We start from the raw sequence: 22230 nt of genomic DNA, 5'->3' as shown, positions 1-22230 counted from the left end.
AGCGGTACACTTTTCGGCATGACGGCCAAGGTGACGTTGTCCTTCTCCGATCAGACCATCGCCGACGCCCGGCACTGGGCCGAGCGCGACGGGGTCTCGCTCAGCGCGTGGATCGACCGCGCCGCGCAGGAGCGCGCCCTGCGCGAGATCTTCACCGCGCACGCCGAGGCGGTGCGCCGGGCCAAGCCGGACCTGGAGCGCGCCGCGCTCGCCGACGAGGAGGAGATCGCCCTGGTCGACGCGGAGCTGTTCAGCGGGCGCCGTGCGGCGCGGTGAGGTCTGGCTGATCAAGGGCGCCCGCGAACGCCTCGGGCTGATCATCAGCTCCGACGTGTTCAACGGCACGGACGTGCCCGTGGTCATCGTCGCCGAGGTCACCGACCAGGAGGAGCTGCGCGACTCGCCGCTCGCCGTCGAGCTCGACGACCTGGTCGTCATGCCCGACCGGCTCTCCTCGCCGCTGAAGCGCTGGTTCACCGAGCGGGTCGCAGTCGCCGACACCGCCACCATGCACAACGTCTCGCGCGCGTTGCGGATCCTGCAGGACCTCTAGGCTGTTTCGTATGACCTCCGAGTTGACGGTCGGCACAGGGGCGGGCCTCGACACCGCCGACATGGTGCTCAACATCGGCCCGCAGCACCCCTCCACGCATGGGGTGCTGCGGCTCAAACTCGTCCTGGACGGCGAGCGGGTGCTCAGCGCCGAGCCGATCATCGGCTACATGCACCGCGGCGCCGAGAAGCTCTTCGAGGTCCGCGACTACCGGCAGATCATCATGCTGGCCAACCGGCACGACTGGCTGTCGGCGTTCGCCAACGAGCTCGGCGTGGCCCTGGCCGTCGAGCGCCTCATGGGCATCGAGGTGCCCGAGCGGGCCACCTGGCTGCGCACCGCCCTGGCCGAGCTCAACCGGGTGCTCAACCATCTGATGTTCCTCGGCTCGTACCCGCTGGAGATCGGCGCCATCACCCCCGTCTTCTACGCCTTCCGCGAGCGCGAGACGATCCAGGCCGTCCTCGAGGAGGCGTCCGGCGGGCGGATGCACTACATGTACAACCGCGTCGGCGGCCTCAAGGAGGAGGTCCCGGCCGGCTGGACCACCCGCGCCCGCGCCGCCATCGACCAGGTCCGCCGCCGCATGCCCGACCTGGACAACCTCATCCGCCGCAACGAGATCTTCCTCGCCCGCACCGTCGGCGTCGGGGTGCTCTCCGCCGAGGACGCCGCCGCGTTCGGCGCCTCCGGCCCGGTCGCCCGCGCCTCCGGCCTGGACTTCGACCTGCGCCGCGACGAGCCGTACCTGGCTTATGGCTCCCTGACGGTGCCCGTGGTGACCCGCACCACCGGCGACTGCCACGCCCGCTTCGAGGTGCTCCTGGATCAGGTGTACGCGTCGCTCGACCTCGCCCAGGCCTGCCTCGACGAGGTCGACAAGCTCACCGGCCCGGTCAACGTCCGCCTGCCGAAGGTGGTGAAGGCGCCGGAGGGGCACACGTACGCCTGGACCGAGAACCCGCTCGGCATCAACGGCTACTACCTGGTGTCCCGCGGCGAGAAGACCCCGTGGCGGTTGAAGCTGCGGACCGCGTCGTACTCGAACGTGCAGGCCCTGTCGAAACTGTTGCCGGGCACGCTGGTGCCTGACCTGATCGCGATCCTGGGCTCGATGTTCTTCGTCGTCGGCGACGTGGACAAATGACGAACTGAGCTGGCTGCCGGTGGCCGCCGTCGCGCCGGCCAGACCGCGATGGTGCCTTCACAGATCGAAGTCGCCTCCCGGCCGTCCGGACGACCACGGCGCGACTTCGATCAAGCAAGCAAGATCAACAGCCTCGCTCTGGCGGCTTCCGTGGCGGCCTTGGCGGCCTTGGCGGTTGCGGGCGAAGTGGCGGCGCCGTGGGGTCAGCGCCAGCGGTCGTCGTTGCCTTCGAAGTCGACGATCTGGCGGGCGGGACGGGAGCGGGGCTCGTCGCGGGCGCCGTTCCAGCCGTAGTCCTCGTCGTCGTCGTGGCGGGCGCGGCGGGAGACCCGCTCGTCCTCGCGGGGCGGGGCCGGGTCCTGCCAGCGGGACGGGGGCGCGGCGGGGAGCGCTGCCTGGGCGGCGCCGAGGGCGGGGCGGTCGCGGCGGACCTCGGACCAGCGGGTGGTGCCGGTGTCGTCGCGGCGGGCCTCTTCGTAGCTGCTCTCAGACCAGTGGGTGTCGGCCTCGCGGAGCTGTTCGCGCTCGCGGCGGGCCTCGGAGCGGCGGGGGCTCTCCCGGCGGGGTTCGTCGGCGGGCGGGTACTCCTCGTGCCGCACCGACGCCCAGCGGTCCTCGATGCGCACGTGGGTGCCGGTCTCGTCGGCGTGGACGGCGGCGCGGCGCTCGCCCATGCGCAGCTCGCGACCGCCGCGCTCGTCGCTGTGCACCGAGGCCCACCGGTCGGTGGTGCGCACGCCGGTCACGCTGCCTGCGTCGTCGTCCGGGTCGTACGCGCGGCGGCGGCCACCCGAACGCTCCACGTCGCGGGACGGGCCGTCGGCGTCGGCGCGGGCCATCCGCTCGCGCAGCAGCTGCTCGGTCCAGGACTCCTCGCGGGGTGTCTCGGAGCGTTCGATCCACTCGGAGCGTTCGCTGCGCTCGGTCCACTCGGAACGCTCGGTGCGCTCGGACCTGCTGATGCGCTCCGCGCCCCAGGCGCGATCGGTGCGGTCGGACTGCTCGTCACGATCCCCGCGGTCAGTGTGCTCACCACGTCCGCCGCGGTCGGCGTGGTGACCCCGGCTCCGTTCGCCGCGGTCGTCGTAGTCGCCCCGGTCGCCATGGTCGCCGCGGTCGCGGCCGCCGTAGTCGCCGCGGTCGTAGTCGCCCCGGTCGCCGTCGCCGCGGTCGGCCCGCTCGTCCCGGCGGCGTCGCCCGCCGCCCTCGCCGCCGTCGGCCCGCTCGCCTCGGCGCCCGCGGCCGGCGTCGCCGTCGGACCAGCCGCCCTCGGCACGGCCGCCGTCTGCACGACCGCCCTCTGCACGGCCGCCCTCGGCGTCGGACCAGCGGCCGGTGCGCCCACCGGCGTCACCGCGCCCGCGCTCGGCCCGCCCGGCGTCCTCGTCTGCTCGGGCGCCCCACTCGCCGCGGCCCGTGCGGTCGTGCGAGCCGGCCCGGCCCCGGTCGGCGTCGGGGTCCTCGCCGCGGTCGGTCCAGCCCTGGCGGCCGGCCCGGCCGGTCCGGTCGGCGGACTCGCTCCAGTGGCTCGCGTCGACGACCCGGCCGGTGCCACCCTCGTGGCGGCCCCGGTCGCCGGGCTCGTGCCAGTCCTGCCCGTCGCGGTCGGCCCACTCGCCGGGGCGCTGCGGCCAGTCGGCGTCGGGCACGCGCTCGCCGACCGGCCGGCGCTGCTGCGGGATCTCGACCGGGCGGGCGCCGTACACGGTGCCGTCGCGACGCTGGTCGGCCGGGTCGACGACCATGGTCTTCGTGGTGACCTGCACGGTCTCGGTGTGCCGCAGCACACCCTGGGGCACCGCGGCGGAGCCTACCGGCTGCGGGCCGCCGTGCTGGGCGGCGGCCTGCTGGGCGGCGCGGGTGGTGCGCTCGAGCTGGCCGCGCATCATGTCGACCTGGTTGCGCAGCGCGTCGACGGTCTCGTGCAGCACGCCGATGCGCTCGACGAGCTGACTGTGCGTGGCGCGGGCCGCGTGGGTGATGTCGCCGCGGATGTCGTCGCGGAGCGTGTCGAGCTCCTCGAACATCGCCTCCTCGATCTCGCTGCGCACGTTTTCGTGGTCGGGGCGCAGCGCGATCGACAGTCCGATGAGCACGACGACGCCGACCGCGAGCACCGCGGCCAGCTGCAGGACGAACCCGCCGCCGAAGAGCAGTAGCAGCGCGGCCAGCGGGGCGAGACCGACCCCGGCCCAGAAGAGGATCTGGAGCAGCTTGGCGCTCCGCACTCCTCCGGTGGTTTCCGCGCCTGGCATGAGCAGAGACCTTACCTAGTCTTCAGAGCAAGCGAAATGCCCGCCCTCGGGGTCGAGGACGGGCATTTGCCAACTGCCGTGCGTTATCGCCGGGGCCTAGGCGAGCGAGCCGTCCGAGGAGAAGACGAGCACGATCGTGGCCGTGCCCTTCTTCAGCGCGTCGAGGCTCTGCGGGCCGCCCGCGTCGAGGCTGACGAACTTGCCGAACTGGATGCTGTACGTCTTCTCCAGACCGGGCTGGCAGAACGTCCGCTGCGGGCACTCGGCCGGGCCACCGAGGACGGTGTCCTTGCCGGAGCACTTGGCGGCGAAGTCGCTGAGCGTCTTCACGCCGTGCTTGTCGGCGAACGCGGTGGTGACCGCGAACGCGTTCTGGTCGGCCGCCTTCGACGCCTTGCCGAACGTCAGGCCGGCCTTGCCGCCGATCTCCTTGAGCGCGGTGACGGTCTTGTCGACGTCACCGGATGCGAGGGCCGTGGCGTCCTTGCCGTTGACCTGCCCGTTGATGAAGTCGGTCAGGGTGCCGGCGTACTCCGGGACGACCTGGATGTCGCCCTTGGTGAGCTGGCCGTAGTAGATCTCGCGCTTGCCGATGGTCTGGACGGTCGCGTCGTAGCCGGCGGCGTCCAGGACGATCTCGTAGAGCGCACCGAGCGTGGCGCTCTCCGCGAAGTCGGCGGCACCGATCTTGATCGCCCCGCCCTTGCCCTTCTCGATGCCGGTGGTGAGGTTCTCGGCCTTGGCGAAGTCCTCGGCCGCGACCTTGGAGGTCTTGCGGTCCACGACGACCGCCTTGTTGAGCTGGATCAGCTTCTCGGTGGTGAGCGCATCCGCCACCTTGTCCAGCGCCGCCACGAGGGCCGGGTCGGCGGCCTTCGTGTTGATCGCGGCGATGATGTTGTCCGCCGTCTGGAGCTGCTTGTCATCGGTGAGGACGACGAGCTTGTCCCCGGCGACCGGGGCACAGCCGGCCCCGCTCACACTCGCCGGCGCCTGGGTGCCCGAGGAACCCTCCTCGCCGCAGGCCGCGAGGCCCACGGTGGCGAGGCCCAGAAGGACCCCGAGCGTGGCGCGCATGGCTGTTCGCAAAATGGCCCGCCTTCCGTGTCCCGGCGCGATCACTGTGACCGGCCGCGTGTCCGACGGACGGCGCTATCGGCAATGAAGCCCGCCCGCTTCCCATAGGCAACTCCGCCGATGGGAAATCGGCAACCGCACCCAGGCACGGTTTCGTAACGACCGGTCACGCCCGCCCGGCGGCCTGCCGTAACACCCGCGGTGTGACCTTGCGCTCCAGCAGGGCCATCAGCCCGTCGATCAGCAGCGCGAGCAGGGCGACGAGGACCGCGCCGGCGAGGATCTGGGCGTCGCCGCGCCCCGGCCCGAGCCCGAACCCGGCGGAGATGATGTTGCCGAGGCCGCCGCCGTTGACGAGGGTGGCGAGGGTCGCGGTGGCGACGACCTGGGTGGTCGCGATGCGCAGCCCCGTCGCCAGGAAGGGCACGGCGAGCGGGATCTCGACCCGCAACAGCAGCTGCGTCCAGGTCATCCCCACTCCCTTGCCCGCGTCGCGCACCTCGGGATCGATCTCGCGCATGCCGGTGTACGCGTTCGCCAGCAGCGGCGGCAGCGAGAATACGGTCAGCGCGACCACCACGGCCGGCATGCCGATGCCCAGCGGACTCAGCGACAGGATGGTCAGCAGCGCGATGACCGGCATGGCCTGCGTGATGTTGGACAGGATGACCACGACGCCGGAGCCCGCACCGCGCCGGCCGAGCCAGGTCCCGACCGGCCAGGCGACCAGGCAGCCGAAGAGCACGGACAGGAACGAGATCTGCAGGTGCTCGCGCAGCCGGGTGAGGATCCCATCGGGGTTGGTCCAGTTCAACGGGTCGTTGAACCAGGTCACCATGTCCGAGAACGCGCTCATGCTTTGCTCCTCGTCCACGGCGTGAGGGCCCGGGTCAGCGCGACCAGCAGCAGATCCAGTACCAGGGCGAGCAGCACGCAGATGAGCGCGGCGGTGGCGATCTGCGCCTTGTAGAAGTTGTTGCGGAAGCCGCTGAGGATCAGCGCGCCGAGCCCGCCCTGCGAGCCGACGGCCGCGCCGACCGTGACCAACGCCACTGTGGACACCGTCGCCAGCCGCAGCCCGGTGAGGATCGCGGGCAGGGCGAGGGGCAACTCGACGCGCAGCAGGCGGGCGGCCCTGCCGTAGCCCATTGCGGTGGCGGCTTCCCGCACGTCGCCGGGCACCTGCTGCAGCCCGGTGAGCGAGTTGCGGATGATGACGATCAGCGCGTACAGCACCAACGCCACGACGACCGGGGTGCGGCCGGTGCCCAGGAACGGCGCCAGGAAGGCCAGCAGCGCCAGGGACGGAATCGTGTAAAGCACGCTGGCTGATGTCAGAATCGGCGTGGCGAGCGGGCGCACCCAGTACGCCAGCACCGCCAGCGGCACCGCGATGGCCACCGCGATCGCGACCGACCACACGGTGATGGTCACGTGATCCAGCAGCGCGTCCCGGATCGTGTCGGCGTTGTCCCGGACATAGCTCCAGGAGAACCAGGGGTTGCCCGCCTCACCGCGAGCCAGGAAGGACATGCGTGGACCGTACCGCGAAGGCCGACGGCGCGCCGATCATGCTCGATCGGCTCGGCAAGACGTACCCGAACAAGACCACGGCGGTGGACGAGCTGTCCCTGGACGTCGCCGGGGGTGACGTGACCGTGCTCATCGGCCCGTCCGGGTGCGGCAAGTCGACCGTGCTCAGGATGGTCAACCGGCTCATCGAGCCGACCAGCGGCCGGGTGCTGGTCGACGGCCAGGACGTGACCAGGGTCGATCCGGTGCGGCTGCGGCGGACCATCGGCTACGTGATCCAGAACGTGGGGTTGTTCCCGCACCAGACGGTCCGGGCCAACGTCGGCACCGTGCCGCGGATGCTGGGCTGGGACAAGGCCCGCATCGCCGAGCGCACCGACGAGCTGCTGGACCTGGTCGGGCTGGAGCCGGGGCGGTACGCCGCCCGCTACCCGCACGAGCTGTCCGGCGGCCAGCGCCAGCGGGTCGGGTTCGCCCGCGCGCTCGCCGCGGATCCGGTGGTGCTGCTGATGGACGAGCCGTTCTCGGCGGTCGATCCGATCAACCGGGGGCGGCTGCAGGACGAGTTCCTCCGGCTGCGCCAGAGCGTGCGCAAGACGACGATCCTGGTCACGCATGATTTGCAGGAGGCGATCAAGCTCGGCGACAAGATCGCCGTGCTGTCCGACCACGCGCGCCTGGAGCAGTACGCGACCCCCGCGGAGCTGCTGGCGAACCCGGCGAACGCCTTCGTCGAGCAGTTCGTCGGCGAGGACCGCGGCATCATGCGCCTGTCGGTGACCCCGATCCCCCGCGACCGCCTGCACCCCCTCGATGGAGCCCTCGGCGACCTGCCCACGGTGCCCGCCGGCGCGACCCTGCGCGTCGCCTTCGGCGCGATGCTGGCCGCGGGGGCCGGCGCGGTGATGGTCCGCGACGGCGACGAGCCGATCGGGGTGTTGTCCGCCGCCGATGTACAGGTGGCGCTCGCCGAGGTCGACACAGCACACCGGTGAACAGCGCGAAGACCGGCGCCGGGGTCCGTCGCCGGTCTTCTGGTCAGCGCGTCACGGACGCCGGCCGGCCATGGAGGCCAGACCGATGATCCAGCCGACGATGAGGCCGTATCCGGCGCCACCGGTGGCGTTGACGACCGCGCTGCTGACCGATGCGTCTGCCAGCAGGAACGCGGTGATGAGGGCGGCCAGGGCGGCCGCAAAGATGTAGGCGGCCCAACCGGTCAGGATCGCCGAGATGGTGCCGCGCGCGCTGGCGAGCTGCGCGCCGACGAGCAGGGTGATGAAGACCGCGGTGAACAGGACCAGCAGGATCGCCTTCAGATCGGCGGCCAGCAGGTCACGCACGGACTGGTCGGTGTCGAAGTTCCAGGCCGGCCAGGCCAGGGTCTCCAGGAACAGACCGCGGTTGCCCGAGTTGACCCAGTCGACGTACCAGGGGCTGCCGAAGATCAGCACCAGCAGGAACACCACCAGGGTGCCCGCGCTTGACGCGGTGCGGTAGCGCGAACGAGTAACTGCCATGCCCGGGATTAGTCCCGGGAAACAAATTTTGTAAACAGATACCGGTAGTTACTTCGATGCCGACATCAGGTAGTCGATGAAGGCCGCCCGGACCAGCGGCTCCGACTCGCCGTAGGTGTGGTCGGTGACCTCGCGCCAGAGCGCGACGACGTCGTCGACCGTGGCGTCCAGCGAGCCGAGCCAGCCGTCCTGCGTCTCGTCGTTGCTGGACGTGACGTGCTTGAACAGGTCCCAGAAGAACTTCACGTCGCGACGCTGCCGGGCGAGGCCGAACGCGCGTTCGCGGAGTTCCTCGGTGGGCAGCGCGTCAAGCTCGGCGAGGGTGGCGTCGGTCATGACATCAGCTTAGCGAGCCGGGCGCCGCCGTCAGCGACTGCTGCCCCACCGCTCCTCGACGCCCCAGTCCTCGTCGGTGGTGCGGGCCGGCAGCTGGCTCGTCCAGCCCCCGGTGCGCGAGGCCGACCAGCCGTTGTCGGGCTCGGCCTGACTGGCGCCGTAGCCGCCGGTCGAGGAGGTCCCGGGGGTCCAGACCTCTTCCTCGACCGCGTCCTCGGCGGCGGCCCGCGGCCGGCCGAACGTCTCAACCAGCCGGGTCACGACCAGCCCGATCGCGATCGCACCGCCGCCGACCGCCAGCGGCGAGATGTTCCACTGCTCGGCGGTGGAGTACTGGAACAGCACCGTCATCGCGGCAACGGCCAGGACGGTGCCGAAGACGCCGCCGCGGCGGCCATAGGCGGAGGTCCCGCCGACCAGGGCGGCGCCGAGGGCGAGGACCGTGGTGGACAGACCGGCCGCGGCCATGCCGTTCTCGGTCGTGGCGATCTCACGCACGTCGAGGGCGGTCAGCACGCCGGCGGCCGAGGCGAACAGGGCGGAGCCGGCGATCGCGAGGCCGGTGATGGTGGCCGCGCCGCCGCCGCGGCGCCGGGCCGGGTCGGCGACCGGGCGGAAGCGCCCGACGGCGCGGCGGACCGGCCGGATCAGGCCCACAGCGCTGCCGACGGCCCCGACCGCGATGACCGCGAGCATCCAGTACAGCGCCTGGTCGTGCGGGTCGTACGCGCCGGCGACGACCTGCTCCGCGTTCTGGTCGGCGATCCAGGCCATGAGCGCGACCGCCACGCCGAAGCTCGCCGCCCAGCCGGGCACGTGGAAGCCGACGACCAGGACCGCGATCACCACGCCGACGCCGAGCGCGACGAGGGCGGTGATCGCGGCGGTCATCGCCAGGCCACGGTGGGAGTTGTCGGCGAAGAACAGGGCCGATGCGTACGCGATCGGGCCGAGCGCCAGGTTGGCCGCGCCGGCGCGCAGGGTCAGCCCCATGGCGATCGCCACGAGCCCCAGCTCTGCCCCGGCGAGCAGGAGCGACTCGAACTCGGCGCCGCGCAGCGCCTCCGGCCGGGCGTCATGCAGCAGGAACAGCAGCGACGCGGTGGCGAGCAGGAGCACCATCTCCCACAGCGCGTGCACCGCCAGCCGGTCGCGGCCGGGCTCGCCGTGCTCGGGGTCGTCGAAGACGTCGTCGAGCTGCGCCGGGCTGGGCGTGGCGCGCCTGGCGGCCAGGCCCAGCGTGCTCTCCGTCGGCGGCACGCTGTAGTCCGTGCCCGCCGAGTACCCGCCGGGGGTGTAAACCGACTGATTGGAGACGCCGAGCGTCGGTGCGTCCTCGGGCACGCCGCCCGAGCGGAAGTCGGGTTCCTCGCGGAACCCGGGCTCGCCGCGGAACCGCGAGTCGTCGTACGCCATCGCGCGCGCCTCCTGCCAGCCGACGACCGGTACGGGTCGCACAGTAACCGCGGATCGTGACGCGCGACAGTCTTTGGGCGAGGAAGTCGCCAGTGTTTGTTCCAGATGTCTATCGATCGAGGCTTTCGTCCGGCGAGCGATCGCCCTCCTGGCGCCCGTCCAGGCGGCCCTGCCTGGGAAGATCCTTGTCCCGCGGGCTCGGTGGCACCCGGCAGGCCCGCTCCAGCCACAACGCGGCGGCAAGCAGGACGATCGATCCCGCGACGCCGAGCAGCGCCTGCGGCAGGTTCTCCGAGACCTTGGCCAGCACGCCCCGCTGGGTCAGCAGCCATGAGGACATGCCCAGGTAGAGACCGCCGAACAGGGCCGCGACCAGCGCGGATGCCTTACCGAGGACGGCGTACCGGGCGACCACCAGCGGCTGCAGCGGGCCGGCGCCCTCCTTGCGCAGGATCCGGTTGCGGGTCGAGTACGCCTCGAAGCCCTCGAAGATCGCCAGTCCGATCAGGGTGAGCGGCGGCAGCCAGGGCAGCGTCGGCAGGCTGTTCCACAGGCTGCTGATGCCGATCCAGGACAGCGCGGTGGTCGCGAGTGCCGCGATGACGAGGGTGGCCGGCCGGGTCGGCTCCATCCGGCCCTTGGGTCCGGTCGCGTTCGGTTCGTCGGGTGACGGCGTGGCCATCGGCTCGGCTCCAGATCACGAATCGAGGTGGATGTCTTCCCGCGGGCGCAGGTCGGCGAGGTCGGCGGCCACCGGGGCGCTCCGGACCAGGTCGTAGAGCCAACCGTGGCCCGGCAGCTGCCCGTAGGGCTGGATGTCGAGCCACGGCCGGAGCACGAACGCCCGCAGATGTGCCCGTGGGTGGGGCAGGGTCAGCTCCGGGTCGTCGGTGGTGACCGGCCGGTCGTCGTCGTCCCAGACGGCGATGACGTCTACGTCAAGCGTACGCGGGCCGAACCGGCGCGCCGGGTCCCGGACGCGACCGGCCGCGTCCTCCAGGCGGTGGGCCCGGTCGAGCCAGTCCCTGGGGCGCGCGGCGGGGTCGACGGCGAGCAGGACCGCGTTGAGGTAGTGCGGTTGGTCGGCGTCGCCCCACGGGGGTGTCTCGTACACGCCGGAGACCGCGACCACGACGTCGCCGAGCCCGGCCACGGCGCCGCGCAGGTTGGCCTCGCGGTCGCCGAGGTTGCTGCCCAGCGCAAGCACCGCCCTGGTCACGCCGGCACCTCCGCTGCGCTCCGGCACCGCCGCGAGCCAAACCGAGCCCCTGGTTCGCGGCCCGAGCCGCTCCGCTGGCCGCTCACGCCGGCACCTCCGCTGCGCTCCGGCACCACCGCGAGCCAAACCGAGCCCATGGTTCGCGGCCCGAGCCGCTGCGCTGGCCGCTCACGCCGGCACCTCCGCTGCGCTCCGGCACCACCGCGAGCCAATACTGAGCCCCTGGTTCGCGGCCCGAGCCGCTCCGCTGGCCGCTCACGCCCGCTCCCGGCGGATCGTGACGGCCACGTCGGCGAACTCGTGCGGGATCGGGGCCTGCGGCTTGTGGACGGTCACGGTCGCGGCCCGTACCCGCGAATCCGCCAGGCACACGTCGGCGAGGCGGTGCGCGAGGGTCTCGATGAGGTTGACCGGCTCGCCCGCCACCACCTCGACGAGACCGCCGGCCAGCTCGCCGTAGTGCACGGTGTCGGTGACGTCGTCGGACGCCGCGGCCGGGGCGAGGTCGAGCTCCAGGACCACGTCGATCACGAAGTCCTGCCCGTCGCGGCGCTCGAAGTCGAACACGCCGTGGTTGCCGCGCACCCGCAGCCCGGTCAGGGTGATCCGGTCGGCCGTCATCGCACCATCCGTCGTCGCTGTCATCGTGCCGCCTGTACGGCCTGCCACACCTTGATCGCGTCCACGTTGCCACGGACCTCGTGGACCCGCACGCCCCAGGCGCCCGCGGCGACGGCGAGCACGGTCGTGGCGATCGTGGCCGCCTCCCGCTCCTCGGTCGGGCGCGGCGAGCCGTCGGCGGCCTCCAGGAGCCGGCCGAGGTGGGACTTGCGGCTGGATCCGACGAGCACCGGGTGCCCGAGCGCGACGAGCTCCGGCAGGTGCGCGGCCAGCCGCCAGGTGTGCTCGGCCTTCTTGGCGAACCCCAGGCCCGGGTCGAGAATCAGCCGTTCGGGTGCCACGCCGGCGGCGACGGCCTCGTCGACCCGCTCCAGCAATTCGGCACACACCTCTTTCACGACATCGTCATAAACGGCTAAATCGGCCATTCTTCGCGAATGCCCACGCCAATGCATGAGGACCCAGGGGCAGCCGGCCTCGGCGACCACCCGCGCCATGTCGGGGTCGGCCAGGCCGCCGGAAACGTCGTTGACCAGGGCCACCCCGGCCGCAACGGCCTCGGCGGCGACCGACGCGCGGGTGGTGTCGATGCTCATCGTGACCCCGGCCGCGGCGAGCTCGCGGATCACCGGCAGGACCCGGTCGAGCTCGGTCCGCGCATCGACGCGGTCCGCGCCGGGGCGGGTGCTCTCACCGCCGATGTCGATCACGTCGGCGCCCTCGCCGACCATCTGCATGGCGTGCTCGACGGCGGCACCGAGCCCGGCGTAGCGCCCCCCGTCGGAGAAGCTGTCCGGGGTCACGTTGAGCACCCCCATGACCACGGGGGAAGGACGGCGAAGGAGCGTCACCTGAATGAAGGTACTCACCTTCGTTCTGTCACCTGTCCCCCACCAGGGGTAACCGCCCGGACGCCTCATCAGCCACACTGATCACGGACCGGTCAGCTTGTTGGATAGAGGGCCGCAACGTACTCTCTGCAAGTGAACGTTATTCGGACCGTTAAACCCGACAATGGGCATTTAGCAGGGCAAACGCCCGGATAAGGTTCCGCTGGAGGGCGACACAGCAGCCGGGGTTGTATGACCGGGTCGTCTTATCAGCGAGGCTTAACGCGCGGCGTGCACCTCGCCCGTCGCGCCTCCGGGGAGGTCTGATGATGTTGTTGGAGATCGGCCAGGCGTTGTGGGGGGAGACCACCCGCGTCGCGGACGCCATCGCTCTGGCCCCGTCGCCGAACCCCGAACCGAAGACGATCAACACCGACGGCATCCTGGACTTCTTCACGACGAAGATCGTGCCGATCCTCCTCGCCGCGCTCGGCGTCATCTTCATCGGCCGGGCCAGCAAGGGTGAGGTCTCCCGGGTGCTGACGAGCTCCGCCATCGCGATCATCGGGCTGGCCTTCGTGGCCGGCGCCGCGTCGCTGTTCTTCTTCGGCGACTCGCTCGTCAAACTGCTCTTCAACTAGAGCTGCCGTGCCCTCCTGGCCTCACTGCCGAGACGAGTGAACAAGACATGCGGCTGCGCACCGACGACGACATCTACCGGGCCCGCCTGGTCTACCTCGGGCCGCCCGGCTACACCCTGCCCATCCAGCTGCCGTATGCGCAGTACGGGGTGTTCGCGCTGCTGGTGCCGCTGTTCATGTTCATCCGCTACCTGATCACCCTGCAGGTCGATTACTTCCCCGCATACGAGATCGCCCTCGCGATCGTGGCGACGTCGCTGATCTTCCGCTACGTCGACCCCGACCGTCCCGCCCGGATGGTGGTCCGCACAGCCCTGACCGACTGGCGCCACACTCGGGAGCCGAGCCGCGAGCAGCGCGATGCCAAGCTCGTGGCCACCAGGGTGCGGATCCGCCCGGAACTCACCGGTGATCTCGCATGACCAACCCGCCTCCCCGTCGCACCGGGGGCTACTCGAACCAGCCCGACGCGGATGACGACGCTGCGCACACGTCTGATTACGACGGCGGCTTGAGGGCCGCCGCCGAGGGCGGTCGCGTGGCGATGTTCCGCGGACCGGCCCGCGGCCCGGCGGCCGATCGCCCGGCGAGCGCGCCACCCGCGGCCGACGTCGACTCGCCGTTCCTCGGCCTGTTCGACGACCCGCCCGGCGGGCGCCCGCGCGACCGGGTGAAGGCCCTGGACCCCGGCGGCAGCCGGCCGGTCTCGGGCATCCCGGTCTCGGCGGCGCCGTCGTCGGGTGCCGGGGCCGGACGGGCCCCGGAGGACCTGCGCGCCCCCAAGCGGGTGGCGCAGCGGACCGAGGCGCTGCCGGCGAACGGGCACGAGACGGGTGGGCAGGAGCGGCGGCAGCTGGGCCGGCCGCCCGTGGAGCGGTACCCGGCCGGCGCGGCGCAGCCCGCGCTGCCGTCCGCGGCGGCGCCGCCTGCTGGGCCTGCTGGGCCTGCTGCGCCGTCGCGTGCGTCGCTGCCGCCTGGTTCCCGGTCCGACGCGTCGCGGATCGATGCGTCGCGTATCGATCCATCGCGGATCGATCCGTCGCGGATCGACGCGTCGTTGTCGGCTGCGGAGCGGCTGGAGCGCAGCGGGGAGCGTCCGGGGTATCCCGAGATCCTCGACTGGAGCGGCGAGCACCCGCGCCTGCCGGGTCGGCCCGGGGTCGCCGATCGGCAGCCCGCCCAGCGGCAGCCGGACCGTTCCTCCCGTCTGCCGAGCCGGCCGTCGGGCGGAGGCGCCAGTCGTACACCTGCGAAAAACAATGGCAAGGTGGTGCCGGGCCGGGAGATCGTGCCGCCGGCGCGCAGGACGCAGTCGGACCCGCCCGGGCGCAAGCAGCCCAGCCTGCAGCAGCGACCGGCGGCGGTCAAGCCCGGCCGGCGCACCCCGCTGGAGCGCACCCCGAAACCGCGGCACAATGATCGGCAGGCCTCGATCGACCTGGCGATCACGGAGATCGCCGGGCACCTGACGTTCACGCCGAACACCGTCACCGCGTGGTACTGGCTGCCCGAGGTCCGCTGGGCGTTCCGCCCCGACGCCGAGCGCGAGGCGCTGCTGTCGGCGATCTCCGAGCAGTACGCCGGGCTCGCCGGCTTCCGCCTGCACCTGCGGCGCACCACCAAGCCGTTCCCCGCCGACCAGTGGGCCCGCGTGGTGGACAACAACACGCCGTATCCGCTGCCGTCCGCGGGCGCCGGCCCGTCGTGGGCCGACCACCTGGTCGCCGCGCAGAAGCACCTCCTGGCGATCAACCACGCCGAGGGCCAGACCTACCTCGGCATCTCCTTCGCCCGGCGCACCCTCGGCGACACGTTCGCCGAGCGCATCGGCTCGCTCTTCCGCCGCGGGGTCGCCGACGCCGAGCGGCGCCGGATGGCCCGCACGGTCGAGCAGTTCGACGAGGTCCTCGGCGCGTTCGGCATGCGCGGCCGGCGGGTCACCGCGTTCGAGCTGGAGTGGCTGCTCTACCGGTCGGTCGCGCTGTGCATGTCCCCGCCGGGGCACATCACCACCCTCGACGGCGCCTGGGACCGCGGCGACCTGCTGGCCCTGACGGAGCAGGTCGAGCGCTACCGCACGCCGTACGGCTCCACGGTCAAGCTGGTCAACCGCGTCAGCGGCGAGGAGCGGCACGTCGCGGTCCTCACCGTCGGCCGGATGGAGCCCCTGGAGATCCCCGAGCGGCACGAGCCGTGGCTGCACTTCCACGAGCGGCTGCCGTGGCCGATGGAGATCTCCTCGCGGATCGACATCCTCGGCCCCAACGACTCCTTCCGCAACCTCGAGCACCGGCTCCGGCTGATCCGCTCCCAGCAGGCCGACTACAGCGAGCACGGCATCGACGCGCCGCCGGAGCTGGAGCGTCTCGCCAAGCGCGCCCTCACCATCGGCGACGAGATCAGCACCGGCCTGCCCGTCGACTCCTCCCGCGCGCACGGCTGGCACCGCATCGCCGTCGGCGGCCGTACCCGTGAGGAGTGCCTGGAACGGGCCCGCCGAGTCACCCAGATGTACTCCCGGGAGATGCGCATCGCCCTGCAGCACCCCAAGCAGCAGGACTGGCTGGCCCGCGAATTCATCCCCGGCGAGCCCCTCGCGAACACCGGGTACCTGCGCCGCATGCCGGTGAAGCTCTTCGCCGCCGCCCTGCCGCAGGCCGCCTCCACCGTCGGCGACCGCCGCGGCGACCTCATCGGCCGCACCGCCGGCACCTCGCGCCGCCCCGTCTTCCTCGACCTGCACTTCCCGATGGAGGTCCGCGAGCGCTCCGGCCTGGCCGTGTTCGTCGCCGAGCCCGGCGGTGGCAAGTCGACCCTCATGGGCGCGCTCGGGTACCTGAACGCCCGCCGCGGCGTGCAGGTGACCCTGCTCGACCCGTCCGGCCCGCTGGCCCGGCTGTGCGCGATGCCGGAGCTGGCGCCGTACTCCCGCGTACTCAACCTCACCGGCTCCGAGCAGGGCACCCTCGCGCCGTACTCACTGATCCCCACCCCGCAGCGCGGCCACTACGCCCCTGGCGCGGCCGGCGACCGCGAGTTCGAGATCGCCATCTCCAACGCGCGCGCCGAGCGCCGGATGCTCGTGCAGGACATCTGCATGATGCTGGTCCCGCCGCAGGTCGCCCGCGAGGCGACGACCGCGACCATGCTCCGCCACGCCGTGCGCCAGGTCCCGGCCGAGGAGTCCTCCACCCTCGAGGACGTCATCCGCTCCCTGCGCGACACCGGCGACCACGACGCCCTGGAGCTGGGCAACCTGCTCCTGGACACCGCCGAGATGCCCCTCGCCATGCTCTTCTTCGGCACCCCGCCCCCCGGCCTCCTCGGCGCCGACGCGACCCTCACCGTCATCACCATGGCCGGGCTCCGCCTGCCCGACCTCAAGATCGAGCGCGAGTACTGGTCGGCCGAGGAGTCCCTCGCCCTGCCCATGCTGCACACCGCCCACCGCCTCGCCGTACGCCGCTGCTACGGCGGCGACATGACCCAGCGCAAGCTGGTCGGCCTCGACGAGGCCCACTTCATGGAAGGCTGGCGCTCCGGGCGCTCCTTCCTCGTCCGCCTCGCCCGCGACTCCCGCAAGTGGAACCTCGCGGCGCTGGTCGCCTCGCAGAACCCGAAGGACATCCTCGGCCTCGACGTGCAGAACCTCGTCTCGACCGTCTTCGTCGGCCGCATCGCCGAGGACAGCGAGATCGCTGCGGAGGCGCTGCGCCTGCTGCGCGTGCCCACCGACGTCGGCTACGAGCAGACCCTGGCCGCGCTCTCCCAGGCGGACACCGCCTCCTCGTCGCGCCTCGGTTTCCGCGAGTTCGTCATGCGCGACGTGGACGGCCGCGTCCAGAAGGTCCGCGTCGACGTCTCGTACGTCCGGGACCTCCTGCGGTACCTGGACACCACACCGGGGGGTACACCCGTCGACGGCACCGTCGGCGGCGAGGTCGTGGACGTCCACGACGACGACCCGGAGGTCGACAGGTGAGACGCCTGCCCGTGTATGCAGCGGTGATCATCGTAACCGCGATGGCAACGTTGTTCGGCGGACCGGTAGGGGCAGCGAACGCAGCACCAGCGCCAGCACGGGCCCCCGGAGACCCACTGTGCTCGGTCGAAGAGTGGCGGGTACCGGGGAACTTCCAGAATTGTGCAGATCGACTACAGGTTGATATCCAGTCTCGGATTAGCTGTTTGGATGCGCCGACACCAAGCGCACCAGATTCCGGCATGGCCGGCTGGTTCTCCCAACAACCAACAACACCCGAAGCGTCCCGTATGCGTTTTCGGTACAGTGAATACGGCTACGCCGGATACGACTTTACTACTTATGATCTTAAGTGCGCCTCGGTGGTAACGAACCCCAGCGCGGAGTTCGAAAACACGATAGCTAACGGAGAGTTCCTATTTGCCACTTCCGTCATCGGCGCATCTAACGCTTTGCGTGAACGCGCATGGGACCCATCCTACATGTGGGGTTGGGCGGAACCCCTGGTTGAGCAGGCAACAAAGGCCGTTTACGAAAAAGTCTTTACAGCATTCGGGGCAGTTACAATCTCAATTGTTGGCCTCTACCTTCTGTGGCGCTCCCGCCAGTCTGACCTCTCGAATGCAGTAACGACTGCGGGCTGGGCGATCTTCATCATGGTTCTCATTACGGGAATCGCGAAGTGGCCGACATTAGCGGCCAGCCTCGCAGACAAGACGCTTGTATCGAGCCTCGGCGTTATTCATGATGCGGTCGGCCCTCCCTCTCAAGAGATCTCTCCCGACAAGTGCCGCAACCCCGATCCTTACGCCTGCACAGATCCCCGACCCCCAGCGGTCAGAGCAAGCAATACTGTTGTTGATGGACTCCTATATCGAAACTGGCTGCGGGGAACTCTCGGCTCCGACGACAGCCTGACCGCAACAAAGTACGGGCCTGCTTTGTACGACGCGAAGTCCTTCTCATGGCAGGACATCGAGAAGATCCGATCAGACGAACGACGTGCAGCAAAAGAAGAAGAGCAGCGAATCCTCGACGGACGCCCAGGGCCCGCGATTGAGTCCCCCATGCGGAAGATCGTTACCGAGGAAAAGAAGCAACGCTGGATGCGGATCGCTGAACAGATTAAGACGGAAGACCCTGAGGCATACGAACACATGCAGGGCAGCAAAGGCATGGACCGCATCGGGGCGGGGTTCCTGGCTATCCTCTCCGCCCTGTTCTTTGCGCTCTTCGACATCACTGCTTCGGTGCTGGTGATCCTTGGGTTCCTGATCTTCCGGTGGGCGGTCATCGCGTCGCCGATTTTGGGGACCGTGGGGCTGCTTCGGCCAGCCAACGCTGGGCTGCGACGGCTCGGCAACGCGGTCATCGCGGCAATGTTCAACATCATCATCTTTGGCACCGGCTCCGCCATCTACCTGTTCGCGGTCAGTTTGATTCTTGGTACTGCGTCGCTGGCTGGATGGCTGCAGGTGCTGCTGATCTGGCTCACCGGGGTCGTCGGCTGGCTGCTGCTGCGCCCGTACCGCCGGATCACGCAGCTCGGCGGCAAAGACTCCACGAGGGCCATTACCTCCGCCGGTAGCTGGCACCGTTTGTTCCTTCGTGACGTGCGCCAGGCTGCCGCTCTGAAACTCGTCGATGCTGGCGGTACCAACGAACCCCGGCAGCGAGGCGAAAGCGGAACGGTACAACAGCGGCCGGAATCACGGGACGAGGATCCGTTGTCGGTGGGTGCTGGTGAACGGACCACGGGCGCCGGGGAACGGGTGCCGCGCCCCGAGGAAAGGCCGGTGCGGCAGGACAGTCCGCAGCGCCAGCGGCGGGATCCGGTGTGGGAAGAGCCGGATTCACCGGCGGAGACGGCGCCGTCGTATTCGATTTACCGACCCGACTCGGACCGGTCCACGGCGGACCGGACGCCGGCTCGACGGCCGGAGTCGGCGAACCTGCCGGGGTGAGCATTCATGCGTACGGTTCTGCGACTGCTCGGCACGCGGTACGGCATCGCGATGGTGCTCATTGTCGTGGTGCTCGTGGTCGTGGGATTCGGTCGTACTGTATTCACCGATGATGATGCATCCCGCAATGATGTGCTCGGTCCGACCGTCGCTCCGGTGACGACGACGCCGGATCCGTTCAGTTCGCTCGGTGATGACGGGGTGCAGGACGAGCCGGCCTCGGCCGCGCCCTCGCTGAGCAAAGGAGCCGCGGATGCCGGTACTGTGGCCACCCGATTTGCCAAAACGTGGATCCGCAAGCCCGGGGTGACCGGGGACCAGTGGCGTGCGGCACTGAAGCCTGACGCGTCGAGCGAATTGATGGAGGACCTCGCCGACACCGATCCGCTCGACGTTCCGACCGCGACAATCACCGGTGCGACGGTACTGGAGGAGTTCGGCCAGGCCGTGACCGCAAAGGTACCGGCTGACGGCGGAACAATCGTGCTGCAGCTCGAGGCCATCAACGGGCGTTGGTTGGTCACCTCGCTGGACTGGGAGGTGGCGTGAGCGACTTCGAATCCACTAGTGAGGACGGCGGCCGGCGCAGAATCCGGCCGGCGTTGCTGATCGCGCTCGCCGCGGTGCTGGCGCTGGTCTGCTGCGGCGGCGGCGTCGTCTCGTTCTTCCTCGACGCCGCGACAAAGACCGCCACCTATGACGCAGGCTGCGGCAACGGCAAGCTGGTCGATGTTTCGGCGGAAATGCCGAACCACCGCCGGCTCGGTCCGGAGCAGGTGCGCAACGCCGCGATCATCGTACGGGTCGGGCAGGACATGAACGTACCTCCGCGGGGTTGGGTCATTGCTGTGGCGACCGCGATGCAGGAGTCGTGGCTGAAGAATCTGCCGCATCTCGGCAAACGCAACGACCACGATTCGCTGGGGTTGTTTCAGCAACGGCCGAGCACCGGATGGGGCACACCCGAGCAGATCATGGATCCCAACTACGCGTCGCGGAAGTTCTACGAGAAGCTGGTGACCATTCCCGGCTGGCAGACCATGAGCCTGACACGGGCCGCACAGAAGGTGCAGCGCAGCGCGTACCCCAACGCATATGCCAAACACGAGGAACTGGCGTCGACAGTCGTCAACTCATTGACGGGCGGCGCTGCACGCGCCGTCGGCGACCAGACCGATCTGCAGTGCGTCAACGCCGGGCAGATCGCCGCGTCGGGATGGACGGCGCCGGTCAAAGGAAAGGTCGGCTCGGGGTTCCGCACGGCATCGCGGCCGACCCACCAGGGCGTCGACCTCATCGTGCCGCGGGGCACCGTCATCCACGCCGCCGCGGCGGGCCGCGTCATCAAGGTCCGCTGCGACGCGATCGGCCCGAATGGCAGGCAGTGGGGCTGCGACCGGGACGGCTCGCCATCGGTCCGCGGCTGCGGCTGGTTCGTCGACATCCTGCACGCGAATGGCATCATCACCCGGTACTGCCACATGGTGAAACAACCGAGCGTCGTGGTCGGCCAGAGCGTCGCGCCGGGCCAGGAAATCGGGCTGTCGGGCACATCAGGCCATTCCTCGGGTCCCCATCTGCACTTCGAGACGCACCGTAACAATGATTCGAGCAAGAACGGCGCCGTCGATCCAGTGCAGTTCATGCAGCTGATGGGTGCACCGTTGGGAGCCGAACCGTGAGCGATTTCCCCGGTGAGGGTGACCTTCCCGACTGGGACTTGATCGCGGGCAACAGCGAGCGGGCCCCAGCGGGCATCGAGCTGGTGCCGGCGACCGCCGCTCGGGACCTGCGCGGCCGGCGGGCGATGATCGGTTTACCAGGCCTCGGCTGGCGCGGCGACCTACGCGTCGACGACGCCGTGGTGCAGGCGAGCCGTACCTATGTGCCGGTGCTGCCGGAGCAGGAATGGTACCGGGCGGAATCGGAACAGACCGAGGTCTTCGCGCCGCTGGTGCCGGTTGAGCGCGTTTGGGTGGAGCGGGTTTCCGCTTCGGTGACGCCTGCCGGGGACGATGTGGATCTGGTGGGACGGCTGGTGTCGCTTGACGCACCGCCAGTTCGACCGCCGCGGCCCGTGCGTGCGGTGGGGGCTGTGACGGGGTTGCGGGTGGTTCGGCTGCCCGGGCCGGATGACAAGGTCGGCCGAGACGAGCGGGACCTGCGGGCCGTTACGGAGCCGTACAACAGCGCGGAGGGTGATATTTGCGTTCGGGTCTGCAAAGAGTTGGACTGGTACCGGTGGGCGTGGAGCGGACAGGCACCGAAAACCCTCGAACTCCCGATCCACCTGCTGTGGGTTGAATAGCTAAGAAACTACTTCTGCGCCACACACTCTCCAGCCATCTTGCTTAACGAGGCGAAAGCGCCACTTCTGCACACGAATCGAATCTCGGCCGTTTTCTTCTGGAATAATAGTGTTGATATTTGCACGTATATCGGCAACATCATCACTACCACTTACATCAAGGTCCGACAGTGACGTACTGATCGAGATGCTATACTTACGCTCCAGTTGTTCAATCTCGTTCAACGCCGCGCTGACTGCCTGCAGTTGCGGCGACGAGCATTCGAAGACACTTGCACGGACCGAATCGCGTCGGTCAAAGCGTGCGCTGACATATTGCTGCAGCGTTGCAGACGGGCTACTACGTTCTGGTTGGGTGGCTTTGTCGTACAGGACGTAAGCGGTGATCGAGCCACCCAAACACAAGCCCATCGCCACAACGGCTATCACCAGGAGCAGGGTCTTGCGGAAGCCCAGGCCGCGTTTCGGGGCCTCCGGCGGGCGTGGAGGTACGGCACCCGGGCGGCCGAGTGGCTCGTCCTTGCCGATGACCTCGCCCTCGAGCACCTCGTCGTTGCCGGGACGGGATCTGGGGATCGACCTGCCCTGATCGATGCTCGGTTCGTGAGGCTTCGATGGGTCCACGCACAAGAGGCTATCCGCCCGCGGAAGAACAGGCATCCTCCCGCGCCGCGCAACGACCATGCCCGTCAGACACGACGGCCACACCGTCGAAACTGCGGCAACCACGCCCGTCGGACACGACGACCATGCCCGTCAGACACGACGGCCACACCGTCACTGCGGCAACCACTGCGCCTCAACACAGGTTCAACCAACACCGGCAAG

The 22230-nt window shown here is 70.0% G+C and carries 23 protein-coding genes; 11 read left to right on the top strand and 12 right to left on the bottom strand.

All coding sequences use genetic code 11. The features are described 5' to 3' along the window. Nucleotides 1-18: 18 nt before the first annotated feature. From AB0H83_RS20305 to AB0H83_RS20295, 3 genes are read left to right on the top strand one after another with little or no spacing between them, the layout of a single operon-like run. On the top strand, nucleotides 19-276 hold the full coding sequence (locus AB0H83_RS20305) for a DUF6364 family protein (protein ID WP_033363510.1): 258 nt from the start codon (nucleotides 19-21) through the stop codon (nucleotides 274-276). Then, nucleotides 263-553, top strand: a complete 291-nt coding sequence (locus AB0H83_RS20300) for a type II toxin-antitoxin system PemK/MazF family toxin (RefSeq protein WP_360095814.1) — start codon at nucleotides 263-265, stop codon at nucleotides 551-553. The genes AB0H83_RS20305 and AB0H83_RS20300 overlap by 14 nt, the downstream gene beginning before the upstream one ends. Before the next feature lie 10 nt (nucleotides 554-563). Further along, nucleotides 564-1700 (top strand): NADH-quinone oxidoreductase subunit D, encoded by a 1137-nt coding sequence (locus AB0H83_RS20295; RefSeq protein WP_360095811.1) that lies wholly within the window; start codon nucleotides 564-566, stop codon nucleotides 1698-1700. Nucleotides 1701-1903: 203 nt separating this feature from the next. Here the strand turns inward: AB0H83_RS20295 and AB0H83_RS20290 are convergent, their stop codons facing one another. From AB0H83_RS20290 to AB0H83_RS20275, 4 genes are all read right to left on the bottom strand, one after another. Beyond that, a complete protein-coding gene (locus tag AB0H83_RS20290; protein ID WP_360095808.1) occupies nucleotides 1904-3955 on the bottom strand; it encodes a hypothetical protein in 2052 nt (683 codons plus the stop codon). Nucleotides 3956-4051: 96 nt separating this feature from the next. After that, nucleotides 4052-5032, bottom strand: coding sequence for a glycine betaine ABC transporter substrate-binding protein (locus tag AB0H83_RS20285; RefSeq protein WP_360095805.1), 981 nt, complete (start codon nucleotides 5030-5032; stop codon nucleotides 4052-4054). A gap of 166 nt (nucleotides 5033-5198) precedes the next feature. Beyond that, nucleotides 5199-5888, bottom strand: coding sequence for an ABC transporter permease (locus AB0H83_RS20280; RefSeq protein ID WP_360095802.1), 690 nt, complete (start codon nucleotides 5886-5888; stop codon nucleotides 5199-5201). Beyond that, on the bottom strand, nucleotides 5885-6565 hold the full coding sequence (locus AB0H83_RS20275) for an ABC transporter permease (protein WP_360095800.1): 681 nt from the start codon (nucleotides 6563-6565) through the stop codon (nucleotides 5885-5887). The genes AB0H83_RS20280 and AB0H83_RS20275 overlap by 4 nt, the downstream gene beginning before the upstream one ends. Nucleotides 6566-6603: 38 nt before the next feature. Here AB0H83_RS20275 and AB0H83_RS20270 point away from each other — a divergent pair, with 38 nt between their 5' ends. Further along, nucleotides 6604-7560, top strand: coding sequence for an ABC transporter ATP-binding protein (locus AB0H83_RS20270; protein ID WP_360095962.1), 957 nt, complete (start codon nucleotides 6604-6606; stop codon nucleotides 7558-7560). Between the two features lie 51 nt (nucleotides 7561-7611). Here AB0H83_RS20270 and AB0H83_RS20265 read toward each other — a convergent pair whose 3' ends face one another. From AB0H83_RS20265 to folP, 7 genes are all read right to left on the bottom strand, one after another. Next, entirely contained in the window at nucleotides 7612-8085 is a 474-nt protein-coding gene (locus AB0H83_RS20265; protein WP_360095797.1) for a hypothetical protein, read from the bottom strand. A 48-nt stretch (nucleotides 8086-8133) separates the two neighbouring features. After that, nucleotides 8134-8421: a hypothetical protein gene (locus AB0H83_RS20260; protein ID WP_360095794.1), complete on the bottom strand. Its 288-nt coding sequence runs from the start codon at nucleotides 8419-8421 to the stop codon at nucleotides 8134-8136. 30 nt (nucleotides 8422-8451) lie between these two features. Next, nucleotides 8452-9879: an ABC transporter permease gene (locus AB0H83_RS20255; protein WP_360095791.1), complete on the bottom strand. Its 1428-nt coding sequence runs from the start codon at nucleotides 9877-9879 to the stop codon at nucleotides 8452-8454. 67 nt (nucleotides 9880-9946) lie between these two features. Next, a complete protein-coding gene (locus tag AB0H83_RS20250; protein WP_360095788.1) occupies nucleotides 9947-10519 on the bottom strand; it encodes a DUF3180 domain-containing protein in 573 nt (190 codons plus the stop codon). Nucleotides 10520-10534: 15 nt separating this feature from the next. Next, nucleotides 10535-11056, bottom strand: a complete 522-nt coding sequence (gene folK / locus AB0H83_RS20245; protein ID WP_360095785.1) for a 2-amino-4-hydroxy-6-hydroxymethyldihydropteridine diphosphokinase — start codon at nucleotides 11054-11056, stop codon at nucleotides 10535-10537. Nucleotides 11057-11311: 255 nt separating this feature from the next. Then, entirely contained in the window at nucleotides 11312-11677 is a 366-nt protein-coding gene (gene folB / locus AB0H83_RS20240; protein WP_360095782.1) for a dihydroneopterin aldolase, read from the bottom strand. Nucleotides 11678-11697: 20 nt separating this feature from the next. After that, on the bottom strand, nucleotides 11698-12495 hold the full coding sequence (gene folP, locus AB0H83_RS20235) for a dihydropteroate synthase (RefSeq protein WP_360095960.1): 798 nt from the start codon (nucleotides 12493-12495) through the stop codon (nucleotides 11698-11700). Nucleotides 12496-12833: 338 nt separating this feature from the next. On the opposite strand from folP, the gene AB0H83_RS20230 reads away from it, so the two are divergent. From AB0H83_RS20230 to AB0H83_RS20200, 7 genes are all read left to right on the top strand, one after another. Beyond that, nucleotides 12834-13148: a hypothetical protein gene (locus AB0H83_RS20230; protein WP_360095779.1), complete on the top strand. Its 315-nt coding sequence runs from the start codon at nucleotides 12834-12836 to the stop codon at nucleotides 13146-13148. 47 nt (nucleotides 13149-13195) lie between these two features. After that, a complete protein-coding gene (locus AB0H83_RS20225; protein WP_033363524.1) occupies nucleotides 13196-13570 on the top strand; it encodes a hypothetical protein in 375 nt (124 codons plus the stop codon). Nucleotides 13571-13692: 122 nt separating this feature from the next. After that, nucleotides 13693-17130, top strand: coding sequence for an ATP-binding protein (locus AB0H83_RS20220; RefSeq protein ID WP_360095958.1), 3438 nt, complete (start codon nucleotides 13693-13695; stop codon nucleotides 17128-17130). A 41-nt stretch (nucleotides 17131-17171) separates the two neighbouring features. After that, the gene (locus tag AB0H83_RS20215; protein ID WP_360095776.1) at nucleotides 17172-19094 is read left to right on the top strand and encodes a DMT family transporter; all 1923 of its coding nucleotides are present in this window, start codon (nucleotides 17172-17174) and stop codon (nucleotides 19092-19094) included. A gap of 6 nt (nucleotides 19095-19100) precedes the next feature. Further along, nucleotides 19101-19643, top strand: a complete 543-nt coding sequence (locus AB0H83_RS20210) for a hypothetical protein (RefSeq protein ID WP_360095773.1) — start codon at nucleotides 19101-19103, stop codon at nucleotides 19641-19643. Further along, nucleotides 19640-20776: a M23 family metallopeptidase gene (locus tag AB0H83_RS20205; RefSeq protein WP_360095770.1), complete on the top strand. Its 1137-nt coding sequence runs from the start codon at nucleotides 19640-19642 to the stop codon at nucleotides 20774-20776. The genes AB0H83_RS20210 and AB0H83_RS20205 overlap by 4 nt, the downstream gene beginning before the upstream one ends. 38 nt (nucleotides 20777-20814) lie before the next feature. Next, nucleotides 20815-21402, top strand: a complete 588-nt coding sequence (locus tag AB0H83_RS20200) for a hypothetical protein (protein ID WP_360095955.1) — start codon at nucleotides 20815-20817, stop codon at nucleotides 21400-21402. Here the strand turns inward: AB0H83_RS20200 and AB0H83_RS20195 are convergent, their stop codons facing one another. Beyond that, nucleotides 21403-22026, bottom strand: coding sequence for a hypothetical protein (locus tag AB0H83_RS20195; protein ID WP_360095767.1), 624 nt, complete (start codon nucleotides 22024-22026; stop codon nucleotides 21403-21405). Nucleotides 22027-22230: the final 204 nt, after the last annotated feature.

The organism is Dactylosporangium sp. NPDC050688 (genome assembly GCF_040654515.1).
Taxonomy (GTDB): domain Bacteria; phylum Actinomycetota; class Actinomycetes; order Mycobacteriales; family Micromonosporaceae; genus Dactylosporangium.
Note: the sequence above shows the minus strand (reverse complement) of the source record. Positions and strands in the feature narration are given on the sequence as shown.

Excerpts from the sequence above, each read along its gene's own strand:
- AB0H83_RS20305 (WP_033363510.1), top strand. The coding sequence starts at position 19 with ATGACGGCCAAGGTGACGTTGTCCTTCTCCGATCAGACCATCGCCGAC.
- AB0H83_RS20295 (WP_360095811.1), top strand. The coding sequence starts at position 564 with ATGACCTCCGAGTTGACGGTCGGCACAGGGGCGGGCCTCGACACCGCC.
- AB0H83_RS20290 (WP_360095808.1), bottom strand. The coding sequence starts at position 3,955 with ATGCCAGGCGCGGAAACCACCGGAGGAGTGCGGAGCGCCAAGCTGCTC.
- AB0H83_RS20285 (WP_360095805.1), bottom strand. The coding sequence starts at position 5,032 with ATGCGCGCCACGCTCGGGGTCCTTCTGGGCCTCGCCACCGTGGGCCTC.
- AB0H83_RS20280 (WP_360095802.1), bottom strand. The coding sequence starts at position 5,888 with ATGAGCGCGTTCTCGGACATGGTGACCTGGTTCAACGACCCGTTGAAC.
- AB0H83_RS20275 (WP_360095800.1), bottom strand. The coding sequence starts at position 6,565 with ATGTCCTTCCTGGCTCGCGGTGAGGCGGGCAACCCCTGGTTCTCCTGG.
- AB0H83_RS20270 (WP_360095962.1), top strand. The coding sequence starts at position 6,604 with ATGCTCGATCGGCTCGGCAAGACGTACCCGAACAAGACCACGGCGGTG.
- AB0H83_RS20265 (WP_360095797.1), bottom strand. The coding sequence starts at position 8,085 with ATGGCAGTTACTCGTTCGCGCTACCGCACCGCGTCAAGCGCGGGCACC.
- AB0H83_RS20260 (WP_360095794.1), bottom strand. The coding sequence starts at position 8,421 with ATGACCGACGCCACCCTCGCCGAGCTTGACGCGCTGCCCACCGAGGAA.
- AB0H83_RS20250 (WP_360095788.1), bottom strand. The coding sequence starts at position 10,519 with ATGGCCACGCCGTCACCCGACGAACCGAACGCGACCGGACCCAAGGGC.
- folB (WP_360095782.1), bottom strand. The coding sequence starts at position 11,677 with ATGACGGCCGACCGGATCACCCTGACCGGGCTGCGGGTGCGCGGCAAC.
- folP (WP_360095960.1), bottom strand. The coding sequence starts at position 12,495 with ATGGGGGTGCTCAACGTGACCCCGGACAGCTTCTCCGACGGGGGGCGC.
- AB0H83_RS20230 (WP_360095779.1), top strand. The coding sequence starts at position 12,834 with ATGATGTTGTTGGAGATCGGCCAGGCGTTGTGGGGGGAGACCACCCGC.
- AB0H83_RS20225 (WP_033363524.1), top strand. The coding sequence starts at position 13,196 with ATGCGGCTGCGCACCGACGACGACATCTACCGGGCCCGCCTGGTCTAC.
- AB0H83_RS20220 (WP_360095958.1), top strand. The coding sequence starts at position 13,693 with ATGTTCCGCGGACCGGCCCGCGGCCCGGCGGCCGATCGCCCGGCGAGC.
- AB0H83_RS20215 (WP_360095776.1), top strand. The coding sequence starts at position 17,172 with ATGGCAACGTTGTTCGGCGGACCGGTAGGGGCAGCGAACGCAGCACCA.
- AB0H83_RS20210 (WP_360095773.1), top strand. The coding sequence starts at position 19,101 with ATGCGTACGGTTCTGCGACTGCTCGGCACGCGGTACGGCATCGCGATG.